This is a genomic window from Lysinibacillus sp. NPDC059133 (assembly GCF_042755925.1).
In the GTDB taxonomy this organism is placed as follows: domain Bacteria; phylum Bacillota; class Bacilli; order Bacillales_A; family Planococcaceae; genus Lysinibacillus.
Window position 1 is genome coordinate 55,033 of sequence record NZ_JBHZDH010000003.1, and the last position, 22,245, is coordinate 77,277.

Genomic DNA, 22,245 nt, shown 5'->3' on the forward strand with positions numbered 1-22,245 from the left:
CCCCTTTACAGCTTATTTCAATTCCACAACCGTGACGCCTAAGCCCCCCTCGCCCGCTTCACCAAAACGGAAGGATTTTACACGCTTATGCTTTTTCAAATAGTTTTGAATTCCTTGACGTAATGCACCTGTACCGACGCCATGAATGATTGATACACGCCCATAGTTAGCAAGCAATGCATCATCAATATATTTTTCTGTACGTATAATGGCATCTTCATATCGTTCGCCGCGTAAATCTAATTCTAATTTTACATGGCTGCTGCGATTTTTCACACCAGCAATACGTTGCACAGGTTCTTTTTCTGGTTTAATGTACTCTAGATCACTATCCGCGATTTTCATTTTCAAAATCCCCATTTGGACAACCCATTCGGAATTCGATACTTTTTCGAGCAATGTACCCCGTTGTCCATAGCTTAACACCTTTACCTCGTCTCCGACAACTAGGTTTTGTGCACGGGCTTTTACTTGTGCCGCTTTTTTCAGTACTTTATTGTTTTCAAGCGGTGTAGCTTCTTCCAGTCGTTTACGAGCTTCGATAAGCTCATGCTCCTTGACAACCTGGTCTGCATTTTTACGCATTTCTCGAAGCTCCGCAATAATTGATTCTGCTTCTCTTTTTGCTTCATCAACAATTTTACGAGCTTTTTCTTTCGCTTTTTTATCGAGTGCCTCTTTGCGGTCATCGTAAGCTTGTAGTTTTTCTTGTAGCTCTTTTCGTAGGGCTTCAGACTCTATCATTAATTCATGAGAGCGTTCTGCATCATCTTCGGATTGGCGACGAGTCTCTTCAAGTGAAGCAATCATTGACTCTACCTCATGGCGATCTGTACCTGTAAAGCTTTTCGCACGGTCAATAATCGACTCAGGTAAGCCTAGGCGACTTGAAATTTCAAATGCATTGGAGCGACCTGGTACTCCGATAAGCAGACGATATGTTGGACTCAATGTCTCAATATCAAATTCCACACTCGCATTAGCAACTCCTGGACGATTATAGCCGTATGCTTTTAGCTCAGGATAGTGCGTCGTTGCCATAACGCGGGCACCACGACCATGTACTTCATCTAAAATGGAGATGGCCAGAGCTGCCCCCTCCTGAGGATCTGTCCCAGCACCTAATTCATCAAATAGAACGAGTGACTCGTCATCAAACTTTTGTAAAATATCTACTATGTTGACCATATGAGAGGAGAATGTTGACAGTGATTGCTCAATGGACTGTTCATCTCCAATATCCGCAAAAAGCTGCTTGAAAACGGCAAGCTCTGAACCATCAAGTGCAGGCACTGGTAATCCAGCCTGTGCCATTAATGTACACAATCCAACTGTTTTTAAAGTGACGGTTTTACCACCAGTGTTTGGTCCTGTAATCACAATTGCCGTAATATCTTTTCCAAATTCAATATCGTTAGCAACCGCCGTTTCAATTGGTAAAAGTGGATGACGTGCACGCACAAGTCGAATGTTGCCATCATTGTTCATTTTAGGCATTGTACATTTGTTCGCTTGACCGTACTTACCTTTAGCTAAAATGATGTCAATCTCACCTAGTACTTTTACTAAATTAAATAGATCTGGAGCTACTTCCTCTACCATTGCACTTAATGCAAGTAAGATCCGTTCAATTTCAGCTTGCTCTTTCATTTTTAATCGATGAATTTCATTATTCGCTTGTACAATCGAATCTGGCTCGATAAATAATGTTTGACCAGAAGATGATTGATCATGCACAATTCCACCATAATGATGACGGTACTCTTGCTTAACAGGGATAACGAAGCGATCATTACGAATCGTTACGAGTGTATCCGAGAGCATTTTTGAAGCATTGCTCCCACGTATAAGGCTTTCCAGTTTAGAACGTACTTTAGCTTCCTCAGCGCGGAAAGATTGGCGAATGGATCGCAAAGTTTGGCTTGCAGAGTCTAGCACTGAGCCGTTGTCATCAATACAGTTATTAATTTCATGCTGCAAGCCTGTCAAAACAGGCATTGCCTCCTTTTTGGCGATGAAATGAGGAATCTCAATCACTTCTTCTGATTCTATATCTTCAATAAAATTGCGAAGAATTCTACTAGCTCGAATCGTACTTGAGACTTCCATTAGTTCCATCGCTGAAAGCATGCCACCGATCTGTGCACGCCTTGCAGCTGGTCGTACATCAAAAATCCCACCCATTGGTACATTGCCTTTAACACGTAAAATGGATAGTCCTTCATCCATTTCTTCTAATAATTGTACAACCTTTTCATAGTCTGTCTGTGGTACAAGCTCATCAACGGCAGATTTACCGATTGAAGAAGTACAGTATGTAGCCACTTGCTGACGTACTTTATCATATTCTAGTGTTTTCAATGCGCGTTCTGCAATCACTGAGAACACCTCCTCAACCTATTTATTTCGTCGAATAAACGCTTCAAATTGTTCTCGCGTCCATGTATTCACAATCATATCCTTTTTCAACCATGCTCTGTTTGCATAGCGCACCCCTATATCCATAAAGCGTAAATGAGCAATATCATGGGCATCCGTATTGATTGCTACAGGCACGCCTGCTGTTAAAGCCATTTCTAAATGCTCAACACATAAATCTAGACGATATGGATTCGCATTTAACTCTAAAATTTTACCATACTCTTTCGCCCAAGCGATTAATTGTCCCATATCAGGATTATAGCCATTACGATCCTCAATAATGCGGCCAGTTGGATGTGCAATCATATGAACGTATGGATTTTGCATCGCCGTAAGTAAACGCGCCATAATTTTGTCCTGCGATTGTGTAAAGCTAGAATGAATAGAGGCAATGACAAAATCTAACTCTCTCAGCACATCATCTTCAAAATCAAGTGAACCATCTGGCAAAATGTCCATTTCTGTCCCCGCATATAAATGGAAATCTGGATGTGCCTCATTAAATGCCTCAATTTCAGCACGTTGCTTTATTAAACGTTCTGGCGTTAAACCATTTGCTACTTTTAAAAATTGTGAATGGTCAGTAATAACGCTATATTGATAATCACGCGCTATTAATGCCTCGCCCATTTCAGCTACAGAGTATGCACCATCAGACCATGTCGTATGCATATGCAAGTCTGCTTTAATATCTTCTAATCTTACAAGACTTTTAATGTCATCCGTTTTGTCAAATTCCGTTGTTCCTGTACGCAAGCTAGGCGGTATGAACGGTAAATCAAAATGGGCAAAAAATTCCTCTTCATCCTTAAACGTTAAAACGGTGCCATCAGCTTGTTCCACACCGTATTCACTAATCTTTTCACCTCGGGCTTTTGCAAACTGGCGCATGCGGACATTGTGATCTTTCGAGCCGGTGAAATGATGTAAGGCCGTTGCATATTCAGCATCCCTCACTAATCGAAAATCTACACTTACAGGCTCTTCTAAATCTAAAATAACTGAAATCTTTGTATCACCAGCTGCTACTACTTCTTGTATAGAAAGCGCATTCAGAAGCTTTTCACGTACAGCCTCAACTACTTCCGTTACAACAATAAAATCAATATCTTTACTTGTTTCTGCTGCACGGCGGAAGCTTCCAGCAACAGAAAAACGCTCAACTTCTTCCATACTACCTAGAAGCGCTTCAATTTGTAAAACAACAGGCTCTAGCTGCCAAATCGGTAAACGTTCTGAACGATTTGATAAATTTGCAAGTTCTTTTAAAATTTTTTCTTCAGTTTTTGCTGCAAAACCTGCTAGCTCCCGAACTTTACATGCCTCACAAGCTGCCTTTAAACTTTCGGCAGAATCAATTCCTAACTCATGATGAAGCTTCGCGATTTTTTTACCGCCTAAGCCCGGAAGTTTTAATAATGGGAGTAATCCTTTTGGTACAATGTCTTCTAATTCTTTTAATAAGCTTGATTCACCATTTGTCATCAAATCCTCAATAACAGCAGCTGTACCTTTACCTATACCTTTAAGCTTTGTGACATCCTCCATCTCACTTAATGAGCGCTCGTCCGCCTCAAGTGCAGCAGCAGCTTTTCGAAAGGCAGACACTTTGAATGGATTTTCCCCTTGTAATTCCATATACAATGCAATCTTTTCGAATGTGCGAATAATTGTTTTTTTGTTCATTGGGAATTCCTCCTATCGTAAAAACACTTCCCTCAAAACCGAGAGAAGTGCACAGTTTGCTATTGCATATAAATATACCACCAGTTTTGGAACATACTTGTAATAATTGGGGTATGCTCCAAAATAAGACCACTTAACAACGACTTCGACATTAAACTTTGAATAGAATCAACTGGCAATAAAGCAAGAATGTACAGCAAAATAAACATAATTAAATAGTTTTCAATCATGCCAAACAATGCTCCAAGCCAACGATTCACTGTACCTAACACAGGTAAATACGCTATAAAATCAAAAATCGATGCCACAATTTGCATGGTAATTTTCACCGCGAAAAATATTACAGCAAAGGCAATGACACGGTAAAAAGTACGGTCTAAATCCAAGCTATCAATGACTACTCCAAGACTACCTGAATCCGTTACCCCTGGATACGGGACCCAAAACACCATTTTTTGTGCTAATGGTTTATAATAGATATACGCAACAATTAGGGCAACTATAAAGCTAACGATATGCATCATCTGTACAATGAAACCACGTTTTGCTCCAACGACGAGCCCGGCTAATAGTACCGCTAATATGATTAGATCTAACATTCACTTCAACCCTTTAATTTTTTCAATTCTTCTTCTAGTTGCTCCATTCGTTCTTTTAATAGTAAATAATCGTGAACGGTATTTACTGCTGTAAGAACGGCAAGCTTTGTGCTATCAAGAGAGGGATTATGTACATTCATTTCGCGCATACGGTCATCAACAATAGAAGCGACAAGTCGCATATGTCCAATGGATTCAGAGCCGACCATTTTATATGTATGACCGTATATTTCCACAGAAATTTTTTTCTTTTCTTGATTTTCCATAGTCGCACCCTCCTTTATAATTTTCTGCTCACGATTTTTCCGATTGTGAGCAGCTTACACAAAAAAGCTATTTATTATCATACCATGAAAGGTATAAAATTGTGAACAACGAGGACAGAAAGGAACGAGTAAATGTCAAATATTGTACTTTTAATATCAACAAATATACAAAAAGAGGTGATGTCCTACTACGCAAACCATTTTGTAGAACGTAAAGCACCAGGAGTAATCTTTGCTGCAAAGCTCCAAGATACAGCAATTACGATGTACAAATCAGGAAAATTAATGTTCCAAGGGGGAGGAGCGGAGCGAGAAGCTGCACGCTGGGGAGACATAGAAGTAACAAACACACAGAAAACATCATCGATTGGAGCAAAGGGCGACGCGCTGCCAGAAGGTTTTGCTACGATGTCGGTACTAGGCTCAGATGAAACGGGTACTGGTGATTATTTCGGTCCAATTACAGTTGCGGCCGTATATGTTCCTTCCTCAAAAATTGCGCTTATAAACGAACTTGGTGTCAAAGACTCCAAAATGCTAACGGATGATTACATGCGAAAAATAGCGCCTGATTTACGTGCAGCTTGCATCCATAGTGTGCTTGTACTACGCAATGAAAAATATAACGAATTACAGTCACGTGGCTACTCACAAGGTAAGATGAAAGCCATGATGCACAATAAGGCACTTAAAAATGCTCTATCAAAAATGGAATCCGAAAAACCAGAGCATATACTGATTGATCAGTTTGCGGAACGTGGTGTGTATTACAATTACTTGAAAAATGAACGAGATATTGTACGAGAGGATGTACTGTTTTCTACGAAGGCCGAGCAACTACATGTTTCCGTAGCAACGGCATCGATATTAGCTCGTGCTGCATTTTTAAAAGAAATGGATCGACTGAGTGAGATTGCTGGGATAGAGTTGTTGAAGGGAGCTTCTGCAAAAGTAGATCAGTTAGCAGCACGAATTTGGCGAAAACAAGGCGAGGAATTTTTACGTTCCATTACGAAATGGCATTTTGCGAATACTGAGAAAGCTAAAAAGATGAAATAAAATTGGTCTTCTAGACAATAAAAAAATTTCGCTATACTCCAGCATATTACAAGTTATACAACTTGCTCTCTACTGTAGTTAGCGAAATTCTTTATATCAAAAACTTATTATAATCAGATTTTTGTTTAGCTTAATATTTAAACTGTCTAATGGTTTGTTGTAGATTTTCAGACATTTTAGCAAGGGCTTCAGCCGATGCAGCGATTTCTTCCATAGAAGCAAGCTGTTCCTCTGTTGCGGCTGAAATATTTTGTGCACTTGCTGTATTTTCATTTGTTCGATGAAGCACACTTTCAATTCCCATTGCCACTTGATTGGAGTGTTCAGAAATAACTTTTGCTGTCTCTGAAATTTGTCCTATTTCATAGGTTACGCTTTGTACATTATCACTAATTTCTTTGAACGACTTTCCTGCCATATTTGTTACATCAATTCCCTTTACGACCTCAGCTGAACCAGCCGCCATTGATTCAACCGCTAGTTTTGTATCAGCTTGAATATAATCAATGATATCTTTTATTTGCATTGTTGATTGTGCGGATTGCTCAGCAAGTTTTCGCACCTCATCAGCAACAACTGCAAAACCTTTTCCATGCTCACCTGCACGAGCAGCTTCAATTGCAGCATTTAAAGCTAAAAGATTTGTTTGATCAGCAATTTGCGTAATTGCCTCTACAATACGTCCGATTTCATTAGAACGTTCACTTAGTGTTTGTACAGTGTTTTCAAGTGCTTGGACAGTACTTTGAATCATTTTCATTTGGCCAATTGCTGTTTGAATAGTTTTGTCTCCTATCACAACAGCTTCCATTGCTTTATTCGACATCTCATTAACGGTATCGGACTTTACTGCAATTTGCTGAATGGATGAAGACATTTCAAGTACAGCGTTATTGCTATCATTAATTGTTTCGGCTTGCAAATCAACCGTTTCAGCAAATGTTTGAATGGAATCAACAATTTGCGATGTAGCTCGTTTATTTTCTGATGTACTGGCTGTAAGTTCCTCCGATGATGCAGCTAACTGATTTGATTCCTCACCAATGTTACCAACTACACCACGTAAAGATAGAATCATTTTATTGAATATATCCGCCAATTTACCTATCTCATCATGTCTTTTAATTTCAATTAAATTACGTAAATCACCATCTCCTACCTGCTCAGCTACTGTTGACAACTTTTGTAATGGGTGAATGATTGATCTTATAATGAAGACACCAATGATTCCAAATATGATAAGAGCAATAACAATGACTGTCATAGTGTTTGTTAAAATTGGTTTTGTGACAGTTGCTACATCTGCTAAATCCATAGTACCAACAATTTTCCAACCTGTTAGTTTATTGGTAGTAAAAAACACTTGATACTCTTTTCCATCTTCCTTCATGGTAAAACTACCATCTTCTTTTCCTTGCATCTTTTCTATATATGACTTTTTGAGCTCCGATCCTACCTCTAACTGTGGATCAGCAATAATAAGATTATTGGCATTTACTAATGTAGCATAGCCATTATCACCTATTTCCACTGAATTCACTAGCTCGGAAATTCCGTCTAAATTTAGACCAATAGAAATAACTCCTGAACGATCCTGTAAACCAGCTGATACTGCTAATATTAATTCACCTGTAATCGTTGATTTATATGGATCAATCATAACGTTTTTGCCAGGTGATTCAATAGCCGTTAAGTACCATGGTCGCGTAAATGGATCATAATCAGTTGAGGATTCAGCTTGTGGTTCACGCATAAATTTGTGCCCCTCAATTGCCAAATTGACAACAGAGACATTGCTATGTAAAGCATTATATTTTTCTAATTCCTTTAAAGCATCTGCATCTTGCACATTCTTATTAAAAGAAGCAGCTAAATACTCCACATCACTTTGAATAGGTGATATCTCATTTGAAATTAGTGTATTTAATAAATCGACATTTTCGCGTGAGCTTTTACTTAATTCCTTATAATATTGATCAGAAGCCTTCAAATATGAAAACGTACCAATAGCAATGCTTGGGATTAAAAGTGTCAAAGTAAACGCCCATATTAATCGGGCTCGCACGGAAAAGCCTCTTCTTTTTCGATGATTTTTCATAATAACTACCACCCCATAGTAAATTTTTCTATCCAAAACTTACTATACACATAATATAGATGAAAAATTTATTTTTTGTTATTTCTAAATATTGATGAAAAACTTAAATTGAGAATTAGCTTAGAGTATCTTCTCTCCCGTGCCTTACTTCTCTCACACTTTCTGCAAAAACTACTTGTAGCAGTTGTATGATGTTAACAAAACAAAAAGCTGCCTCATTACGAGACAGCTCAAAAAAAAAATTATTAATTTAGCGTACTTCTGTGCCTTCAATTGTTGCAATAGCTTTTAACACTTTGTTATGTGCTGCAACAACCTCTTCATCTGTTAAAGTACGTTCTGGATCGAAGTATGTTAGGGAGAATGCCACTGACTTTTTACCAGCCTCCATTTTTTCCCCTTCATAAACGTCGAATACACGAACGTCTTTCAATAATTTCACGCCTGCCGAACGAATAGCAGTAATGACTTCTCCAGCTGTTGTTGCACGGTTCATGATAAGCGCAATATCACGAGACATTGCTGGGAAACGAGGCACTGGTGTATAGGCAAGAGGTGCTTCTTTTGCATTAGCATTTAATAATGTTACGAGATTCATTTCCATTACATATGTGTCTTTTACACCCCATGCTTTTTGTTCTGCTGGATGTAATCCACCGATAATGCCGACTTGTTCACCGTCAAAAAGAATGCTTGCAGTACGTCCTGGGTGTAATCCATCTACTTCAGCTTTCACAAATGAAATACGGTCCTCTAAACCAAGCTTACCGATAACACCTTCTACAATGCCTTTTAAGACGAAGAAATCTACTGCTTTTTTCTCACCCTGCCAAGCATGGTCAAGCCATTTTCCTGTTACTACTGCCGCCACATGCTCTTCCTCATATGGTAGCCCCTCTTCTGATTGACCAAGGAATACTGAACCGATTTCATACAATGCTACATTGTCAGCTTTACGTGCAACATTATAAGCAGCCGCTTCAATTAAATGTGGGATAAGACTTTGACGTAGTGTTGAACGGTCCTCGCTCATCGGCATTAGTAAACGTGTTACTGGCTCAGCTTTCAATGCAAAGCGTTGTGACAATGAATCTGAAGTTAATGAGTAAGTGACAGCTTGGTAAAGACCTGCCCCTTCCATGTAACTACGAACTACACGACGATTTGCTTGATATGGCGTTAGACGACCTGCTTGGTTTGCTCCCTCTGGTAAAGTCATCGGAATTTCATCATAGCCATATAGACGAGCAATTTCCTCTACAATATCTTCTTCAATTTTAATATCTTGACGACGTGTTGGTGCATCAACGATTAGTAAACCATTTGCTGCTTCTACGCCAAACTTAAGACGCTCTAAAATAGACAGCATCTCTTCTAACGAAATTTTCATACCTAAACGTTCATTGATGAAATCAGGAGAAACGACAACACGTGCTGGTGATTTATCTAGTTCATCCACGATGCATGTTCCTTCTAACACTTCACCACCAGCAAGTTCAGCTAGTAGTGCTGCAGCACGTTCTGCAGCAGGTAGCACACGGTTAGGGTCTACACCCTTTTCAAAGCGAGCAGAAGCATCTGAACGCAGTCCAAGGTGACGAGATGTTTGACGTACAGATAAGCCGTCGAAGTAAGCAGATTCGATTACAACTGTTGTTGTAGAATCATTTACTTCAGAGTTTGCACCGCCCATTACACCTGCGATCGCTACTGGCTCCTTGCCATTTGTAATGACTAAATCTGTTGCTTTTAATGTACGCTCTTGCTCATCTAAAGTCGTGATTTTTTCGCCCTCTGTTGCTTTACGTACTACGATTTCACCTGTTGCTAAGCTATCGTAGTCAAAGGCATGAAGTGGTTGACCGTATTCCATTAAAATGTAGTTCGTTACATCGACAACGTTATTGTGTGGGCGTACGCCTGCTGCCATTAAGCGATTTTGTAGCCACATCGGTGATTCTGCGATTTTTACATTTTTCACAACTTTCGCTACATACATTGGGTTCGCTTGTAAATCTTCTACTCGAAGTTTTAACATGTCTTCAGCTTTTTCAGAAGATGTGCTGTAGGCGATTTCTGGATATTTCACTTCTTCGGAAAGAATTGCGCCAACTTCATACGCCACGCCTAGCATTGACAGTGCATCTGAGCGGTTTGGTGTTAGACCAAGCTCTAATACTGTGTCACGTAGACCTAAAATAGCAAGGGCATCTGAACCGACCTCCGCACCCTCCGGAAGCACATAAATACCTTCAGAATATGCTTTAGGCACAAGTTTCCCTTCGATTCCTACCTCTTGTAATGAACAAATCATACCGTTTGATTCATGTCCACGAAGTTTTGCTTTTTTTATTTTAATGCCGCCTGGTAAATGTGCGCCCGGACAAGCGACAATAACCTTTTGACCAGCATCAACGTTTGGAGCACCACAAATAATTTGTTGTGGCTCAGCTTCACCAACATCCACTTGGCAAATATTTAATTTGTCCGCTTCAGGATGTTTCTCTTTTGATACGACATAGCCGACAACAATTTTATCCATTCCGTTAGCACGGTCAATTACTGCATCTACTTCAATTCCAGAGCGTGTAATTTTTTCAGCTAACTGTTCAGTCGCTAAATCCTGTGTATTTACATAATCTTTTAACCATTCTAATGATACTAACATCTTTTATCCCCCTTACGCCTCTGTTCGCTCGAATTGTGATAAGAAACGTGTGTCACTTGTATAGAAATGACGAATATCGTCGACACCATATTTCAACATTGCGATACGTTCAGCACCAATACCGAATGCAAAGCCTGACACTTTCTTCGGATCATAGCCAGACATTTCTAGTACTCTTGGATGCACCATACCTGCTCCTAAAATTTCAATCCAGCCTGTGCCTTTACAAATGTTACAGCCTGAACCACCACATTTGAAGCACGAAATATCCATTTCAACAGAAGGCTCTGTGAATGGGAAGAAGCTTGGGCGAAGTCGAATTTCACGGTCTGCACCGAACATTTTTTTCGCTAATGTATCAAGCGTACCTTTAAGGTCACTCATGCGAATATTTTCACCAATCACTAACCCTTCAATTTGCATGAATTGATGAGAGTGTGTAGCATCATCATTGTCTCGACGGAATACCTTCCCTGGGCAAATAATGCGAATTGATTCACCTTTTTTTGCCTCCATAGTGCGAGCTTGAACAGGTGATGTCTGTGTACGTAGTAATATTTCCTCGGAAATATAGAACGAATCCTGCATATCACGAGCAGGGTGTCCCTTCGGTAAGTTCAGTGCTTCGAAGTTATAATAATCCTTTTCCACTTCTGGACCTTCTGCAATTTCATAACCCATACCGATAAATAAATCTTCAATTTCTTCAATAACACGTGTTAATGGATGACGATTCCCAATTTTAATTTCACGTCCAGGTAAAGTGACATCAATCGACTCACTTGCTAATTTTTCAGCAATGGCCGCTTCCTCTAATACAGCTACTTTTCCCTCTAACACAGCAGTTACATTTTCACGAACAGTATTAACTAAAGCACCCATTTTCGGGCGTTCCTCTGCTGATAATTTCCCCATACCTTTTAATAAATCAGTGATCGGTCCTTTTTTCCCTAGATACGCTACTCGCACATCATTTAATTCCTTTAAATTTGCTGCCGCTTCAATTTTAGCAAGTGCTTCTTGCTCTAATTGCTTTAATTGCTCTTCCATGTAATAAACCCTCCTTGATTAAATCAATTTCGCCTTGGCGTAATTGTAGCTGTCGCTTTGCTTTCGCTACAGAAAACATTTGCCGCTGACGCTTCGCTTTCGCGCAGATAAACAATGCGTCCGGATTTTGAATTGTGCCGGCACAATTCATTCCTTTGAAAATCCGTGACATCCGCCGGAGGCTTTACCTTCATTCAGTAAGTATTTGGACACCCACTGAAAAGGAACCACATCCGCATTTATCTCACCACCATTAATGGTGGGAGTCTTCTGCTGAATGAAGATAAATGCCAAATGATGGCATAAAAAAACTCGCCCCTAAAAAAGGGACGAGGACATTTTCGCGGTACCACCCTAGTTATTGCAAGGCACACTCCTAGCAATCACTTCATTGACATAACGACTAGATTAAAGCCGGCATACCTTTACAGCATTTCGCTGGTCCCGGTAGCTGCTCGCGGGGTGAATTCAAAACTGCATTGGTACGGCACTGGCTCTCAATATCCGCCTGCGCTCCCTGTCGTCCATTCACAATCTTTACTACTTCCCGGTCAAAGCATTTTAGTATTCATGTATACATTTTACATGTGATTATACAATACTATACCAATTCAAATCAAGAGCCATGTGCCTATTGCCATCGATATTGATAGTTCTATCTGCAATTTTAGGCTCATCATCAAAAATTGTGGATGACATTTGATCAATTATGCCTCGGCATAATTCCATGACATCCGCCGGAGGCTTTAACTTATTTCAGCGGATGTTTGGACACCCACTGAAAAGTGACATAAAACCGCATTCAACTCACCACCTATAGAGGTGGGAGACTTCTGTACCTGTCGCTACGCTTTCGGTACAAAAGAGATTTGTAGCTGACGCTTCACTTTCGCTACCAAAACACTTGCTGAAAGAAGGTAAAACATATGCCATGTCTTAGTTGATTGGAGTGGAGACTGGGCGACTCCTTGGGGATCAGCGATAGAGGAACGAAGGCTAAGAGCATCACATCCTGTGATAACGCCTTCGTGACCAACGTCGTGTTGGCCCGAGACCCTGGAGCGAGCACATAGGGGAACGAAGGCTAAAACCATCACGTCCTGTGATAACGCCTTCGTGACCAACATCGGTGCTGCTGCCGCTACGTTAGCACTACGCTTTCGCGCAAAAAACATCTGTTGGCCCAAGCGGCTCATCGGACGCCCCCAGGAAGCTCTGCTCTGTGCGAAAGCGAAGCGTCAGCAACAAAGCGCCCAGTCGGAACGGAAATCAATCACTCGTCATGGTAATAATTGGTAATTTTAACAATTTCACTATATTCTTTAAATTACAATTATGATTTCTTTTATTAACTACTTAACAAATCCATATAAAACGATTCCTGTTGCTACTGCTACGTTTAAAGACTCTGCTTGTCCCAAAATTGGAATAATAATATTTTGATCTGTCATTGAAAGTAGTTGTGGATGAATGCCACTCCCTTCATTCCCCATCATGATAGCGAATGCACCAGTATGCTCAATATCACTATAAACTACTGCATCCTCATCTAAAGCAGTTCCAAATACTGGTACACCATTGTCCTGTAGCTGCTCAATCCATTCCTCTAAATCACCACGAAGGACAGGAATATGGAAATGTGAGCCTTGTGCAGAGCGAAGCGTTTTAGGATTATATAGATCCGCACAGCCCTTGCCGAGTATGACTGCATCCAAACCAGCTGCATCCGCAGTACGAATCATCGTCCCAATATTCCCTGGATCTTGGACGGCATCAATTAGTAGCACCTTGCGCCACGAAGCCGTTACATCTTCTTCTAACAAAGGTTGCTTACAAACTGCAAATACACCTTGAGATGTCTCCGTTTCAGCAAACTCCTTGGCAACAGCCGCTGTTACTTCAACCACGGCTACATTATCAATCGGCCAAAGTATTGGTAAATCTACACCTTCACGTACAATTAGCTGTAGTACCTGCTCGTTATTTTTTAATGCTTCCTCTACCAAATGGAATCCCTCTACTATGAATTCTCCAGATCTTTCACGCTCTTTACGTGTTGTCGCAAGCTTCTTCCAATATTTCACTAACGCATTTTGCGTAGATTCAATTCTTTTCATCGTACCTCGTACCGCCTTTTTCCTATATATTGTTCATTATTATACAGTAGAAAACGATAAATTACATAGTCATGCAAAAAACAGTTTAATTGTTCTTTCTCCATTTACCAATCATTGGCAAACAATGCCCCCTGACGGAACGGAAATCAACTCCACGCTATTACGATGAGCCATACATGCTAAGATATTTTGCCATCATCTGTATTTTGGTATGACATTTTGTTAAAACGTATACCATGTGAAAAAGTTGATTGGAGTGGAGGCTGGGCGACTCCTTGGGGATTAGCAATAGAGGAACGAAGGCTAAAACCATCACGTCCTGTGATAACGCCTTCGTGACCAACCTCGTGTTGGCCCGAGACCCTGGAGCGCAGCGAAGCGGCTCATCGGACGCCCCCAGGAAGCTCTGCTCTGTGCGAAAGCGTAGCGACGGCAACAACAAATGTTTTCTGTAGCGAAAGCAACGCGTCAGCTACAAAGCACCCAGCCGGAACGGAAATCAACCCCACGCTATGGAAATGAGCAAAATTATTCCCTACTAGATAATGGGGGAATTCAGTGATATATGTTATAATTTTCAATATTTTAAGAATGCACAACGGGGATGAAAATAAATGAAAAAAAATGTACATGTAGTAGGTGCAATTATTGAAAATGATAAGCACGAAATTTTTTGTGCCTTAAGAAATCCTAATATGGTACTAGCAAATTATTGGGAATTTCCTGGTGGTAAAATCGAAGAGGGCGAATCGCCTGAACAAGCTTTATCTCGTGAAATATTAGAGGAATTTAATTGCTCTATACAAGTTGAGGAAAAGGTTGAGGATACCATTTATGAATATGAAAAATTTATCGTACGCTTAGAAACATTTAAAGCGTCGATAACAAAGGGAGAGCCGGTCATGCTAGAACATGCTGAAATTAGATGGGTTCCTCGAAATGAACTTCTCAATCTTAATTTTGCTCCCGCCGATATTCCCGCAATCAATAAAATACTTGCAGAAGAATAGTAGAGAGAAAAGAGCAGCAATGCCTAGATGAAACTCTACATTCTGCTCTTTCTTATTACGCCCTCATTTAAAGCCATTTTTTATTTGGCGGAATACTTTGAGGAAAATGAAATACATTAAACGGATCGTATTTTCCCTTTACTTCTCTAAGCATTCTAAGGTTACGACCATAATAGGCAGTTGGCCAATCTTTTATAAAACGATCGGGGAAATTCACATAATCACCAGTAGTGTAAGGTGACAAAGCCCTTCTTAAATTCTCCACCCACTGAATATTTCTTTCTTCCTCTTTCGGCTTTTTCCACGAAGTAATATACTCCTGAGCAATTAAAGCATTTCTATAATAATAAGCTGTTCGGCTTGACGCAATTTGACTTACCTCCCCTCTAAGAGATTGCTGCCAAATGGACGTATCTCTATTTGGGGCGTTAGATAAAAATTCTTTCATTTGAACAATTGCAGCATGAGGGAATGGCCTTTCAATAAAGGATCCTGACCTTTTACGAAAAGCTGGTTTATTGCCGCTCGGTAAGTCAAAAAATTCTACAGCTTTAATATACGGTACTTCCTTTATCCATATATTCGTTGGTGAACCTGTTTTTCTTATAGGACGGAGTAGTTTCTTTAGTTCAGATGCTGTACCTATAAACTCACCTTGAGCTACAATTTCACCAACTTCCTTAGATTTAAGCTCAATCTGTGAGGTCAAGCGTTCATCTGTATACGGTGCCCATTTTTGCCATGCGTCAAACGCTCGTTCAAAATCTTCCCATTCCCATGTAATGGAGAAAATCGATACATTAGAAATAGGATGCAGTTTAAATGTAAGAGCTGTAACGATGCCAAAATTCCCACCGCCCCCGCCACAACTTGCCCAAAATAAATCACTATTTCTCTGCTTATCAGCTTGGATTACTTCAGCCCCTTCATGACCACTTGCAACAACTATTTCCAGTTCTAATAGATTGTCACATGTCAGCCCAAATGGACGCGATAGCATGCCAATTCCTCCACCAAGCGTCAAACCAACAACCCCTACACTACCTTCAGTTCCTGCTGGGATTGTAAACCCATTTTCCCATAATACCCGATACACTTTTCCTAAATTAGCACCTGCTTCAATTCTCGCTGTCATATCTTTCTGGTTAATTGTTATGTCATTCATTTCACTAACATCTATAACAAGACCTTCATTTAATAATGAATAATTTTCATAATTATGTCTCCCACTTCTGATTCGAAATGGTTCATTATTTTCTCTCGCCCATCTTAATGCATGGATAACGTCTTTCGTATTTTGACAAAATACAATGATACTCGGAAATTTGGGATCATTTAAGTTATTATTTGTTCTTGCTTGCTCATAGTCCGGATCTTTAGGGGTAACAATTCTTCCTGTGAGCTTTACTTTCTTCAACATCCAGCTCCTCTCTCAAATGATGCATTGCATATGTTTTATCCTATGCATATCACTTGGAAAGAATATGAAGATTGAAATTTTTATCACGTAAAAATTAAAGATAAATGCTCATTCTCTTTATTCATACATATGATGCTATATTGAAACCACTAAGGAGGTGTCCTAATGATTATTCATGTGGTAAGCGCAGGTGAAACGCTTTGGCAAATTGCAAACAGCTATTCTGTACCTATCAATTCTATTATTCAATTAAACGCTTTATCTAATCCAGATCAATTAGTAATCGGGCAAGCACTTGTTATCCCTTCTACCTACACAACCCATATTGTAAAAAGGGGTGACACCTTATGGTCGATCTCCCAACATTACGGGGTGACTATGCAATCGATTATCACAGAAAATCATTTAACGAATCCAGATGTTTTAACACCTGGAACTAGACTAATTATTCCACCCACTACACATATTGTGCTGCCAGGAGAAACTCTATCGCAAATTGCTACACAATATGGAACGACTGTTCAAGCAATTGTTTTAGAAAATGGAGTTTCAGATCCAAACATGATTTATGCTGGTGCGCATTTGATTATTCCGAGAGCAAAGCCTTCCATTGAAGTAAATGCTTATACGTATGAAGAGCCTAAAGAAGCCATACAGTCGATTAACGCAATCGGCCATCTACTAACTTATTTTAGTCCCTTTGCTTATATGGTGAAGGAGGATGGAACATTACAACCTATAAAGGATAAAGAAATGATCGATGCAGCTATTGCCAAAAACATTACACCTATGCTGACACTTACGAATTTCTCTTCCACAGAAACTGGTTCCAACTTATCACATGTTATTTTATCTAGTGCAGATTTACGGGAAAAGGTTATCAACAATACTTTGCAAGTGATGCAGGAGAAGGGCTATAAAGTGCTAAACGTTGATTTTGAGAACGTTCTACCGGCAGATCGTGAGAATTACAACACTTTCCTCCAATTAGCTGTTGATCGTCTTCACCCAAAAGGATTCCTAGTATCAACGGCACTTGCGCCAAAAACGAGCGCAACGCAGGCAGGAACTTTATATGAGGCACATGATTATGAAGCACACGGAAGAATTGCAGACTTTGTCATTTTGATGACATATGAGTGGGGATACCGACTTGGTCCACCACAAGCCATTTCACCCATTAACGAGATGAGAAAAGTTGTGGAATATGCTTTATCAGTTATGCCTGCTAACAAAATATTTTTAGGCTTTGAAATTTATGCTCGCGATTGGCTCCTACCGCACGTTAAGGGCCAAGAGGCGGAAACATTCAGCTCTCAAGAAGCCATTAACAGAGCAATAAAACATGGCGCAACCATTCAATATGATAGGACCGCACAGTCACCGTATTTCCGTTATGTTGATGAACAAGGTAAAAATCATGAGGTATGGTTTGAAGATGCTAGAAGTGCACAAGCTAAGTTTGACATGACGAAGGAATATAATCTTCGTGGTATTAGCTATTGGGCATTAGGTTTTCCTTTCCCACAAAACTGGGCACTATTAAATAATGAGTTTTCCATCAAAAAGGTTTCATTATAAACGTAGGGTGATTTTCGGTAGCAGTGGTTGTCCGATAAACCACTTTAGTCAAAAAGTTGTTGATTACGAAGGCGATATTATGGCTAAGTATGTGCATTTAAGGCTTATTTATTAACCCAAAAAGCCCTATACATTTCTACAATATATTCTTACTTTCCCTAGTTTTTCCCATGATAAAAAATCAATTCAGAGCCATATTAAGAAATATCAAAGCGAAAGGAGAAACTGAACATGGGAAGAGACAATAAGCAAGGTCAAAGCGCCAACAAAGGGTCTTTGCCTCAAACGCCAAAAAACCAAAAAATAGCGCCAGACAAAGCTAGTGAAAAAGCTAGTGAAGAATTTTCTCAAGAGTTTATGAACATGATTAATTCAGTCACTAAAGAAGGCAAGACGAAAAAATAAGGAGGCCTTCAAGTGGATTACACACGTGCACAAGAAATTGTCGCCTCACCAAAAGAATATGAAGTAAGCTATAATGGCGTATCTATCTGGATTGACAAGCTTCATGATGATGGTAAAACTGCAACTGTCCATTTACGCCGTTCTTTAGAGGAACGATCCGAAGTGGATTTAGGAGAATTAAAAGAAGAGTACCTCGTACATTAAACTTTATCCTCAAATAAAAAAACTGCTTACTTCCTGTGGTGAAGTAAGCAGTTTTTATGTTGTTGAAAAACTATTATTCCTGGCTTATTAAGTATCTTCTGGAAACGTTTCGGCTAGAGCTTTCCTGAGGGCGTTCGATGATCCCCAAGGAGTCGACCAGCCTCCACTCCAATCAAACACTTCATCATTCTAACTTCTATCTGCCACTTTGATGGTTCTATCCACGACTTTGGCTGCTTATCCGTCACTTTGACTCTTCTTTCCGTCGCTTTTGCCTTTCTATCCATCGCTCAACTTCTCACCTATGAAAATCCCAACTTTAAATGACGTAATCCTCTTCATATTTAAACTTTGTTAAAATATCACTCGCTCGATTGTGTAACTCTGTGAAGGTTTTGGAAATCTGTTCAGCAGAAATCGGTTTACTAAATAAATAGCCTTGAATATAATCACAATCACCGTTAATAAGGAAAGCAAGCTGCTCCACTTCTTCAATTCCTTCAGCAACAACCTTTAATCTCAAATGCTTCGCCATTGATAAAATCATGGAAACGAGCGCCTCATCGTTTGGGTTATGCTGAATATTTCGAACGAACGCCCGGTCAATTTTTAAGCAATCGACTGGAAAATCTTTTAAATATGAAAGCGATGAATACCCTGTCCCAAAGTCATCAACAGCAATTTGAATTCCAATTGCCTTTAATTCATGAAGTAGCTGTGTCATTTGATCGATATTCATCGTCATACTTTCCGTAATTTCTAATTGTAAATAGTTTGGTTCTAAATTTGTTCTTTGTAAAATCTCTTGCACCATTTGCACTAAATCTTGCTGAAATAATTGCCCAAGCGACAAATTTACGGCAACCTTTATTGGTGGCAATCCTTGCTCTTTCCAGGCATTCGCTTGAAAGCATGCTGTCTCTAAAATCCATTTCCCTAATGGAATTATAAGACCAGATTCTTCTGCAATTGGGATAAACAACTCAGGTGAAACAAATCCACGGGTTGGATGACGCCAACGTACTAGCGCTTCTACAGATTCAATTTTACCCGTTTTTAAATTTACTTGAGGCTGAAAATCTAAGTAAAATTCTTCATTAGCTAATGCTTTATGGAGCTCTTGTTCAAGCAAAATACGATCAGTAAGGCCATTTGACATATACGGCTTATAAAAAAGAACTCTTTGAGGTATTTGGCTCGCTTCCTTCATCGCTAACTGCGCATGCATTAAAAGCTCTTCACCTGAGCAATTTTCCTCATGGAGGGCAATTCCAATATTAAGATTCCCGTTGAGTGTGAATAATTGTACTTGTAATGGTCTTTGCATAGCGCTCTTCAAGTTCAAGCAAAATTGCACTAACTCTTCTCTCGTCTTCACATGATTAATATAAATAATAAACTGCCCCTCATGAAGTTTTGTAGCAAAATAATGAGGAGGTAATATGGCTTGAATTCTCTCAGCTACGAGCTTCATCATTGTATTAGAATAATTAATGCCTATAGATGAGCGGATAGCGGCAAGGCGATCAATCTCAATCGCAACGATTGCTTTTTGACGACTATTGTCATGTAAATCCTCTTTTAAGGTTTTCAATAATAAATGCTCATTTGGAAGCTTTGTAATATCATCGTGAAAAGCTCGAAAATGAAGCTCCTGCTGCGAATACTCAAGATCTTGCTTTATTTTTAAAAGCTGTTGATATGGTTTTTCAACAGTTGTATAGTAAATGGCTTTTAGGAAAAAGAAGAATGCAAAAAATTGATAAATTAATGCTGAAAAGCCCCAAATTGATTTCAAATCTTTGATGAATGCAAAGAAAATATCACTAATAATTAAATAAACTGCTGCGGTAATAAGCCACATAACTCGTTTAGGCAACTTTTGTTTATACTTACTTAAAATCACTATCGTTACACCTTGTAAGACAGCAGATAATAAATGAACAATAGAGTTTGCTTTAAGCAACATTTGTTCTTCGAGTAAAAAATATTTTGAAGAGAAATACACTAGAAAAAGGCTCAGTAGCACAAATAAAAAGGAACTGCTATATGTATAATTACGATCATTCATCGTTAAGCGTTTTTTAGGCTTTAAAATAATAAAGAGAAAACCGATTGATAAGCATAAACGCATGATTAAATCCAACCATATTTCCAAATATAGTGTTTCAGCCATTGGATATTGAGCAATAACCAAGCTCACCATTTCCAACAAGGCGATAATAAAAAATAAATTACCTATGTATAATGTTTGATTTGATAATAAGTGTGAAAAAACGAGCCAAGATTGAATAGCGATTGCCATTGTAAAAACAATGATTAGTACTTGTATAATCAAGTTCAAACAAATATAACTTTCTTCCTTAAAAAAACCAAATACCTGATTGCTTAAACCTAATAGTGGCATGACTAGGAATAATGGCAATACTATATACCAAATCTCTTTCTTTTCTATCTCTAATCGATTCAACCCTTTTTCCAACAGAAACCCTCCATACCAATATTCATCAAATTATACGGGTAATATCACCTATATAAAGGAAATATAAAAATAAAAATTGTACTTTTTTTTGACTTATTACGAATCATAGCATTTTTATTGGAAGTTGTATGCAATTATGAAAAGTATGCCAATATTCATTTTTCTTTGATATTAGCATACCTTTGATGCTTTATAGCACTATTCTTCTTTAGAATATAACAACTCGCGAAGCTTAATCATTATTCTTGTGCGTCTTTTTTTAACAGCCTCTACAGATAAACCTAGTTCTTTAGCAATTTCAAAGTAACTGTAACCTTCTTCATAGAAAAGTAGTAATATTTTTCTGTCTTCAAATTTTAAATGAGACATAATACATTCTATAAGAACTGGATTTCTGTCACTTATTGCATGATCTCGAATATAATTTATCGTTTCATGATCCATAGGTGTATTCATATTTTCAAAACTCTTTTCCTTTGAAAGCTCTTTTAAAATTTCTCCTTTCACAGTTGTATAAATATAAGCAGAAAACAATCCTTTTGTTTGATCCGCTTTACGCCAAGCATCCCACACGGCTATGGTTGCTATATGACGATAATACTCAAAATCCTTATAAATTTGGCACTTTACCAAAATCGACGTGATCATCGGCTGGGCTAATTCTAATACTTCATCAAATGGTAGTTCAGGTGATAACTCTTTTTTATTTTGCTGTGTTGTCATTCTATTGTCCTGTCGACTGTGCACAGTCCATTATTCCTAGGTGCCTTTATCTTAGTTACTATACTAGGAGGATGTCGAACAGCTCTTTTGTCAGTATGATTAGAAAGTCTTTATAAGTCCTTTTTAATATTTATACATAACAACAGTATGATATTTTAAAAATCATATCTTTTAGCTGTCACACTATACATATTTCTTAAAAGGTTGGACAAATTACTACTAAGGAGGCGAAATAGATGAATTTTCAAATAAGAGATGCGATTACGACAAACGTACATGGTCAATCAGCGGCTGAATTTAAGGACATTGTCGAAGATGCAATTAGCCGTGGTGAAGAGCATTTACTTCCAGGGCTTGGTGTGTTTTTTGAAAAATGGTGGCAGCAATCTAGTCCTACTGAGCAGGATGAATTTGTTCAAAAACTTGAAAAAGTCTTTGCTCACTAATTTTTTATAG

Annotated in this window: 17 protein-coding genes; 6 read left to right on the forward strand and 11 right to left on the reverse strand. The window is 38.9% G+C overall.

Translation table 11 applies throughout. From position 1 onward, the window contains the following. Positions 1 to 12 precede the first annotated feature (12 nt). From ACFXN8_RS02790 to zapA, 4 genes are read right to left on the reverse strand one after another with little or no spacing between them, the layout of a single operon-like run. On the reverse strand, positions 13 to 2,379 hold the full coding sequence (locus ACFXN8_RS02790) for an endonuclease MutS2 (RefSeq protein WP_386842621.1): 2,367 nt from the start codon (positions 2,377 to 2,379) through the stop codon (positions 13 to 15). 18 nt (positions 2,380 to 2,397) lie between these two features. Continuing rightward, positions 2,398 to 4,107, reverse strand: a complete 1,710-nt coding sequence (gene polX / locus ACFXN8_RS02795; protein ID WP_386842623.1) for a DNA polymerase/3'-5' exonuclease PolX — start codon at positions 4,105 to 4,107, stop codon at positions 2,398 to 2,400. A gap of 59 nt (positions 4,108 to 4,166) precedes the next feature. Then, positions 4,167 to 4,706 (reverse strand): CvpA family protein, encoded by a 540-nt coding sequence (locus tag ACFXN8_RS02800; RefSeq protein WP_376075142.1) that lies wholly within the window; start codon positions 4,704 to 4,706, stop codon positions 4,167 to 4,169. Positions 4,707 to 4,711: 5 nt separating this feature from the next. After that, positions 4,712 to 4,972: a cell division protein ZapA gene (zapA, locus tag ACFXN8_RS02805; RefSeq protein ID WP_376075141.1), complete on the reverse strand. Its 261-nt coding sequence runs from the start codon at positions 4,970 to 4,972 to the stop codon at positions 4,712 to 4,714. 132 nt (positions 4,973 to 5,104) lie between these two features. Between zapA and rnhC the strand changes: the two genes are divergently transcribed. Beyond that, a complete protein-coding gene (rnhC, locus tag ACFXN8_RS02810) occupies positions 5,105 to 6,031 on the forward strand; it encodes a ribonuclease HIII (RefSeq protein WP_386842625.1) in 927 nt (308 codons plus the stop codon). 130 nt (positions 6,032 to 6,161) lie between these two features. Here rnhC and ACFXN8_RS02815 read toward each other — a convergent pair whose 3' ends face one another. The 4 genes from ACFXN8_RS02815 to ACFXN8_RS02830 form a co-directional block, all read right to left on the reverse strand. Next, entirely contained in the window at positions 6,162 to 8,129 is a 1,968-nt protein-coding gene (locus ACFXN8_RS02815; protein WP_386842627.1) for a methyl-accepting chemotaxis protein, read from the reverse strand. A 250-nt stretch (positions 8,130 to 8,379) separates the two neighbouring features. Further along, complete coding sequence (gene pheT / locus ACFXN8_RS02820) at positions 8,380 to 10,797, reverse strand: phenylalanine--tRNA ligase subunit beta (RefSeq protein WP_386842629.1); 2,418 nt, start codon at positions 10,795 to 10,797, stop codon at positions 8,380 to 8,382. A gap of 12 nt (positions 10,798 to 10,809) precedes the next feature. Continuing rightward, the gene (gene pheS / locus ACFXN8_RS02825; RefSeq protein ID WP_386842631.1) at positions 10,810 to 11,847 is read right to left on the reverse strand and encodes a phenylalanine--tRNA ligase subunit alpha; all 1,038 of its coding nucleotides are present in this window, start codon (positions 11,845 to 11,847) and stop codon (positions 10,810 to 10,812) included. 1,352 nt (positions 11,848 to 13,199) lie between these two features. Continuing rightward, positions 13,200 to 13,964, reverse strand: coding sequence for a TrmH family RNA methyltransferase (locus ACFXN8_RS02830; RefSeq protein ID WP_386842633.1), 765 nt, complete (start codon positions 13,962 to 13,964; stop codon positions 13,200 to 13,202). A gap of 614 nt (positions 13,965 to 14,578) precedes the next feature. Between ACFXN8_RS02830 and ACFXN8_RS02835 the strand changes: the two genes are divergently transcribed. Beyond that, positions 14,579 to 14,974, forward strand: a complete 396-nt coding sequence (locus ACFXN8_RS02835) for a (deoxy)nucleoside triphosphate pyrophosphohydrolase (protein WP_386842635.1) — start codon at positions 14,579 to 14,581, stop codon at positions 14,972 to 14,974. Positions 14,975 to 15,041: 67 nt separating this feature from the next. On the opposite strand, the gene ACFXN8_RS02840 is transcribed toward ACFXN8_RS02835, so the two are convergent. Then, positions 15,042 to 16,391: an FAD-binding oxidoreductase gene (locus tag ACFXN8_RS02840; protein WP_386842753.1), complete on the reverse strand. Its 1,350-nt coding sequence runs from the start codon at positions 16,389 to 16,391 to the stop codon at positions 15,042 to 15,044. 168 nt (positions 16,392 to 16,559) lie between these two features. Between ACFXN8_RS02840 and ACFXN8_RS02845 the strand changes: the two genes are divergently transcribed. The 3 genes from ACFXN8_RS02845 (at position 16,560) to ACFXN8_RS02855 (ending at position 18,584) form a co-directional block, all read left to right on the forward strand. Next, the gene (locus tag ACFXN8_RS02845; RefSeq protein ID WP_386842637.1) at positions 16,560 to 17,975 is read left to right on the forward strand and encodes a LysM peptidoglycan-binding domain-containing protein; all 1,416 of its coding nucleotides are present in this window, start codon (positions 16,560 to 16,562) and stop codon (positions 17,973 to 17,975) included. Positions 17,976 to 18,206: 231 nt separating this feature from the next. Beyond that, complete coding sequence (locus ACFXN8_RS02850; RefSeq protein WP_386842639.1) at positions 18,207 to 18,380, forward strand: hypothetical protein; 174 nt, start codon at positions 18,207 to 18,209, stop codon at positions 18,378 to 18,380. Between the two features lie 12 nt (positions 18,381 to 18,392). Then, entirely contained in the window at positions 18,393 to 18,584 is a 192-nt protein-coding gene (locus ACFXN8_RS02855) for a small, acid-soluble spore protein, H family (protein ID WP_376075120.1), read from the forward strand. A gap of 319 nt (positions 18,585 to 18,903) precedes the next feature. Here ACFXN8_RS02855 and ACFXN8_RS02860 read toward each other — a convergent pair whose 3' ends face one another. Both ACFXN8_RS02860 and ACFXN8_RS02865 read right to left on the reverse strand, forming a co-directional pair. Then, positions 18,904 to 21,066 carry a bifunctional diguanylate cyclase/phosphodiesterase gene (locus ACFXN8_RS02860; RefSeq protein WP_386842641.1) on the reverse strand — a complete coding sequence of 721 codons (2,163 nt, stop codon included), beginning with the start codon at positions 21,064 to 21,066 and terminating at the stop codon, positions 18,904 to 18,906. A gap of 198 nt (positions 21,067 to 21,264) precedes the next feature. Then, a complete protein-coding gene (locus ACFXN8_RS02865; RefSeq protein WP_376075117.1) occupies positions 21,265 to 21,789 on the reverse strand; it encodes a sigma-70 family RNA polymerase sigma factor in 525 nt (174 codons plus the stop codon). A 236-nt stretch (positions 21,790 to 22,025) separates the two neighbouring features. Between ACFXN8_RS02865 and sspI the strand changes: the two genes are divergently transcribed. Continuing rightward, a complete protein-coding gene (gene sspI / locus ACFXN8_RS02870) occupies positions 22,026 to 22,235 on the forward strand; it encodes a small acid-soluble spore protein SspI (protein ID WP_376075115.1) in 210 nt (69 codons plus the stop codon). The last annotated feature ends 10 nt before the right edge of the window (positions 22,236 to 22,245 follow it).